Source organism: Bacillus sp. MN7755 (genome assembly GCF_054771475.1).
The window spans coordinates 1-5353 of record NZ_BTRL01000039.1 but is presented as its reverse complement, the minus strand read 5'-3'; the positions used below and the strand labels follow the sequence as shown (position 1 = coordinate 5353).

Genomic DNA, 5353 nt, shown 5'->3' with positions numbered 1-5353 from the left:
TCCTTTATCAATCCCACAAAATTATTTATACTCATCATTTCCACTCCATTTTTGCTAAAAGGGGCCTACCCCATCGCTATCAAGCTAAGAAAATACAACTACCCCAGAACGAGATTTTGTCCTAACTTGTAATAAAAAAGCTCATTTTTTCTTTCTGGGGACATCATAAATAGTAACTTTATAACAGTGAGCTAGTTTAAAATTGCGTCAAAAACTTAATTGAAATTAAATCAGGAATGTTATTTTAACTTTTTATTTTAACCTGCTAATCTGTAGGTGAACTATTTTCTATTTCATAACAATTCACCAATATTTCTTTTAAATATTCCTTATATTTGGAGCGTAGGATTTCTGGAAAAATGATATTAATTTTTTTACCGAAAGACAAAAAATACTGAACCAGAAAATCGATCTCCATTTCTCCAAAAGTCCCAATAATGTATTTGTTTTGTTCTTCTTCTTGAAGAGACATGTTATCGTAAATGCGTTTATAGAACTGTTCAACTGTCTCTAAGTAAAAAATTTCTTTACTAATAATTATCGGAATTTTATATTCCCCCACAAAGTAAAGAACTTTTTTCTTTTGGGGGTTTTATGTTTCATAGTTTGTTAACAATTACAATATCTCAAATCCTACAGCTCCTGTACGTATAGGAGAATTTAATGCAGAAAATTTAAATGCTCCTGCTATATTAGCTATTACAGATACTACTCTTTATGTCGCAAATCAAGGCGACAACACTATAGAAATTTATAACATTTCTAATCCTACAACTCCTGTACGTGTCATGATTTTGGTGCAGGGAATTTATATATTCCTAATAGATTGGCTGTTTTTACGTTATTCGGCTAGTAAGGTATGTTACAGCGATACCACTACCAATAACCTTACAAAATCCCTCCAGATTATTTAACTGGAGGGATTTTGGTATTCTTCTAAATGCATTGACTTCCGATAATTTTGTGTTATGTTAACTATTCTTGTATAGAATATTCATTTTTTATTTCTTATCAATTTACATTCATAATCTTTAATTTCCTTATCATCCACCACATATGGGAAAGGATCCTCTCGAATAAAACGTACTGCATTCAATCCTATCATTTGGGATGGTATTGACGTATTGCCGTCCGGTAAAATCGGAGAAATGGAAAGATCAGCGACTTTAAGATTTTTGGTTCCAAAGACATTCAGAGATTCGTTAACAACCCCATCTTCAATACTCTTACCCATTTTACACTGTCCTCCATAATGAGCGAGATTTGTGTAGCTGGCCTTGACATAATTAGCAAGTAGAGTTCGTTTTTCTTCTTCGTTAGTTAAATTAAATATATTTTCAGGAGGGTATACAACATTATAAATACCATTTGGATCTAGTTCACGAGCTTTCATCGCAATATTGAAAGTCTTAATATATTGATCCACCATAAAATTTAAGTCATCAAGATTGTCTAATGGATTAAAATTAATCAATGGATAAGCTTCTGGATCGCTATGTGCGACTGTAATCTTACCTTTACTTTTCGGGTTAAGGTCTGCCATCCCAAAACTCATAATATTGCTCGGATTGTTCGGGTTAAATTGCCATTGATTAATAAATATGTCTTGAATCGGGATAAAGAATGGCAGTGGAAGCCCTATCATTTGAAGGCGACGACCACCAAGCCCTATTTCCTTTTTAAAAGCACCTAGTGCTATTGGCTGATCAGGGTCAGCAGACAATATCTGTAGAAGACGGGTTGTTTCTACTTCTACTCCCATCCCAATAGCATACTGAGTTTGAAAATTGTGGCCAACATTATCGTTTTCTACTAATGTTGAAATCCCTGCTTCAGCCAAATCAGTCGCTTTGCCGATTCCAGAACGTTGTAAAACAACTGAGGAAAACATACCTGCGGAGACAATGACTCCTTTTCTGGCATAACTTCGTTGTGACACCCCGTTCCTAACGTATTGAACGCCAATTGCAATGCTATCTCCTTTTTTTTCTTTAAATAGAATTTTATCCACTGTTGTCTTTGCAAAAATGACCAATTTTCTCTGATCAACCCCAAACTCATCTGGCTGGGATTCATTCCCCTGTGTGACAATACTTTCATTTAAATATCCAGTTGCAGTAGAGGAACGGACAAATTTTCCATCTTCTATTTCTTGTTGAATAAATTGTGTTTTGAAAAATGTACAATCTCTTATGCCTGTATTGTAATCTTCAACAATCGGTATACCTAAAACATCTGAAGTAGCTTGTGCTAAGGTTTGGATTAATCCTTGATCAGGAATGTTTTGTTGTCTAATAAAAATAGGGCCGTTACTTCTACGTTCTTGAGGGCTTTGTGTCATTCCTGTATACGTTTCATTTTCAATAAATAATGAGCGAATACTATCGTAATTCCATGCGTTACTTTCAACTAATTGTGCCCATGCATCATAAAGATCACGACTGCCACGTACTGCAGCCATAAAATTATGTTGCGAGCCTCCACCAATTACTCTACCACCCAATAATCTAAGCTGACGCCCAATATTTTCCTCTATTTTAGAAAGAGCGTTAAAAGACAGCTTATTCTCATTAGCTACATTTACTGCTGCCAAAATAGAAGGGCTACTGTTTGGCATATTCGTTCCTGCTTCAAGAACAAGCACGGAAGTACATTTATCATCCGTTAATTTTTTAGCAATTACCCCTCCGGCAGTACCGGCACCAATCACGATGTAATCAAAAATATATTTTTTTGATATCCTACTATTCCTTTCAATATAAAATTTAAAACAATAAATTCCTTTACAATATACTATTAACATATCGGACTGGCTGCCTGTACTTATGAAGGAGATTAATAATTTAGATAAGCTCTAATTCTTATAATAGGACGTTATGTTACCTTTACATGAATATCCTATTCGTATTTATAAATTATGTTAAAAAAATTGGACAATCATACAAGAAAAAACTCATTTTGTATCTAATATATTAAACCTTACTAAAAAAGAGTTTGATTATTCTTGTATTTAAATAGTGTAAAAAATTTCATACCTTTTTTTATTCAATCATAGTAATATATTAAAAGTTTGTCACACCCCTAATTGTTAACATAATATTTTTATCGTCTTCTTATATTGATATCTGCGCCTAAAGGCATACGGACACGATTCTGAGTATGAATGCGCATTCTAGAAAAATATTCAATGCGATTCAATAAATTTCATTAATAATTTTGATACGTTTCCTTCAAAAAACTTACAGATTGTTTGATTAGCGCTTTTAGAACATTACTATCAATGTCTGCTATTTTATTAATGTAAATACACGATTTTCCAGAGGTGTATTTTCCAAAGTTTTTTAATAGTTCCTATCGCTTAGGATCACCAGCTGCAAAATATAGACTAATTTTAGCTTTTCTTGGGGAAAAGCCTACTAATGGAGCATCTACCTCATGACCGGATGCATACTTATAATGGTATGTACCGAAGCCGATAATGCTTGGTCCCCACATTTTTGCTGTATAGCCTGTTGTTTCAGTAAATATATCTAATAATTGATATGCGTTTTCTCGTTTTTTAAGATTTTCAACACTTTCAATAAATTCAATTACACTATTGGTAGTTTCTTTTGTTTTAAGTTTGTACATATTAAAATCACTCCTTTTTAGATATCGGTTTCATAACATATTTAATTATTATATATGGTTCATCATACATGTCTCTCGACTTAAATGTTTTATGACCCTTAAATACACAAAATCTTTATTATTATGGGGTGGATATGGGAGACGTATATAGTGTATTAAGATATTTGTTGGTTTTCTACTTGTATCAGTATTTGATCTGGGATCTTTCGTCAATATCCTACTTTTATTTAGCCACAGCTTCAAGTGTTTTGCCTTTCTTTTCAAGGTCACTAATCTTTCCTATGACTCTTCGAATAACACGTGATGTGTAGCACATAAAATGCAATCCTACTCACGAAGATTTAGATTTTTAACGTCTTTGATACAACAATAACTTGCTTCCTGTACCATTTTTCTTTGTAGTTCAACATACTTCTAAACTGTGACCACAATATTTCGTTGATTGCTTTTGCAAGCTTTCTATTTTTGAGCATATTATTGATTTGTAAATCTTCCATACTGGTCACATCGTGGTTTTTGATGATCTTAGCAGAAAGTTTATATAAATAAACAGCTCTTGCATTTTTGATTCTCTATACTCTTTTTTCTAGAATGTAGTCTCATTTAGAAAACTTTGCAACAGAAACCGTTAACCGATTGACTCTATTAATCCCCTATTCACTGCCCTTTCATCTCCGTTAGAGCTTTTATATGTTCTTAAAATTGTCAAAATCACTTTGATTTTTCATAAAAAGTTTTTGATATTATATTGGTACAAGGTCATGTGTTCCCTTAACCCAAAACCTTACTGATGCCCTGTTACCCTTGACGGGGCTTTTTATTTATCTTTTTCTAGAAGTTAAAGATATCTCTTGATGACTGTCACACTATTGTATACTCCCCTAGCTTTTAAATTACGTGTCATTGCAATGATTTTCCTTCGTTCATATTCGGCCCACTATTCTCTCACCATTCTTCTTGAACTACCCCCACTTTCACTTCGTTTAGAAGAGGGGGATTCCTAAGTAAAGAGTTCTATCGAACTCTAATTGATTAGGCTAACCCCGCAGTCCTTGCGGTTAGAAGCCTTATCGCTTCATTCTTTAGATTGATACTTGCGTTAATATCCCGATCATGATGTGTATGACAAGAAGGGCAGTCCCATTTACGTAGGTTTAGATTTTTAACGTCTTTGTTTTGATATCCACAACAAGAACATAATTGGCTTGAAGCAAATGTTTTCGATACGACAATGATTTGTTTGCCGTACCATTTTGCCTTATATTCCAACATAGTTCGAAACTGTGACCATGATACCTCACTAATCGCTTTTGCTACCTTATGATTCTTTAACATATTTGATACTTGCAAATCCTCTATACCGATAACATCGTGGTTTTTGATGATTTCAGTCGAGATTTTGTCCAAGTAATCTTTTCTAGCATTTGCCATGTATTCCTGAATTCTAGCTACTTTTACTCGTTGTTTATTCCAGCGAGAAGACCCTCTCATTCTTCTAGAAAGAACACGCTGTGCTTTTGCCAATTTCTCTTCTAATGATCGAAAAAACTTCGGATTTTTATAGGTTGTTCCATCTGACAAAATGGCGAAATCTTTTAGTCCCACATCCATTCCAATGTAAGAATTTGTTTTCGGAAGTTCTTGCACTTCTGTTTCAACTAACAATGACACAAAGTATCTGCCAGAAGGGTTCCGTCTAACCGTAGCATTTAAAATACGTCCT

Annotated in this window: 2 protein-coding genes and 3 pseudogenes; 1 reads left to right on the top strand and 4 read right to left on the bottom strand. The window is 33.7% G+C overall.

Translation table 11 applies throughout. The features are described from left to right. Nucleotides 1-617: 617 nt before the first annotated feature. Nucleotides 618-853: pseudogene (locus ACYVEC_RS29995) on the top strand (LVIVD repeat-containing protein); the annotation flags it as partial. 141 nt (nt 854-994) lie between these two features. On the opposite strand, the gene ACYVEC_RS29990 reads toward ACYVEC_RS29995, so the two are convergent. The 4 genes and pseudogenes from ACYVEC_RS29990 to ACYVEC_RS29975 form a co-directional block, all read right to left on the bottom strand. After that, nucleotides 995-2740: a GMC family oxidoreductase gene (locus ACYVEC_RS29990; RefSeq protein WP_275718809.1), complete on the bottom strand. Its 1746-nt coding sequence runs from the start codon at nt 2738-2740 to the stop codon at nt 995-997. Nucleotides 2741-3207: 467 nt separating this feature from the next. Next, nucleotides 3208-3630, bottom strand: a pseudogene (locus ACYVEC_RS29985) (DUF1801 domain-containing protein). Between the two features lie 353 nt (nt 3631-3983). Further along, nucleotides 3984-4199: pseudogene (locus tag ACYVEC_RS29980) on the bottom strand (IS200/IS605 family element RNA-guided endonuclease TnpB); the annotation flags it as partial. Nucleotides 4200-4662: 463 nt separating this feature from the next. Continuing rightward, on the bottom strand, nt 4663-5353 hold a 691-nt coding region (locus ACYVEC_RS29975), incomplete at its 5' end, for an RNA-guided endonuclease TnpB family protein (RefSeq protein ID WP_460509518.1).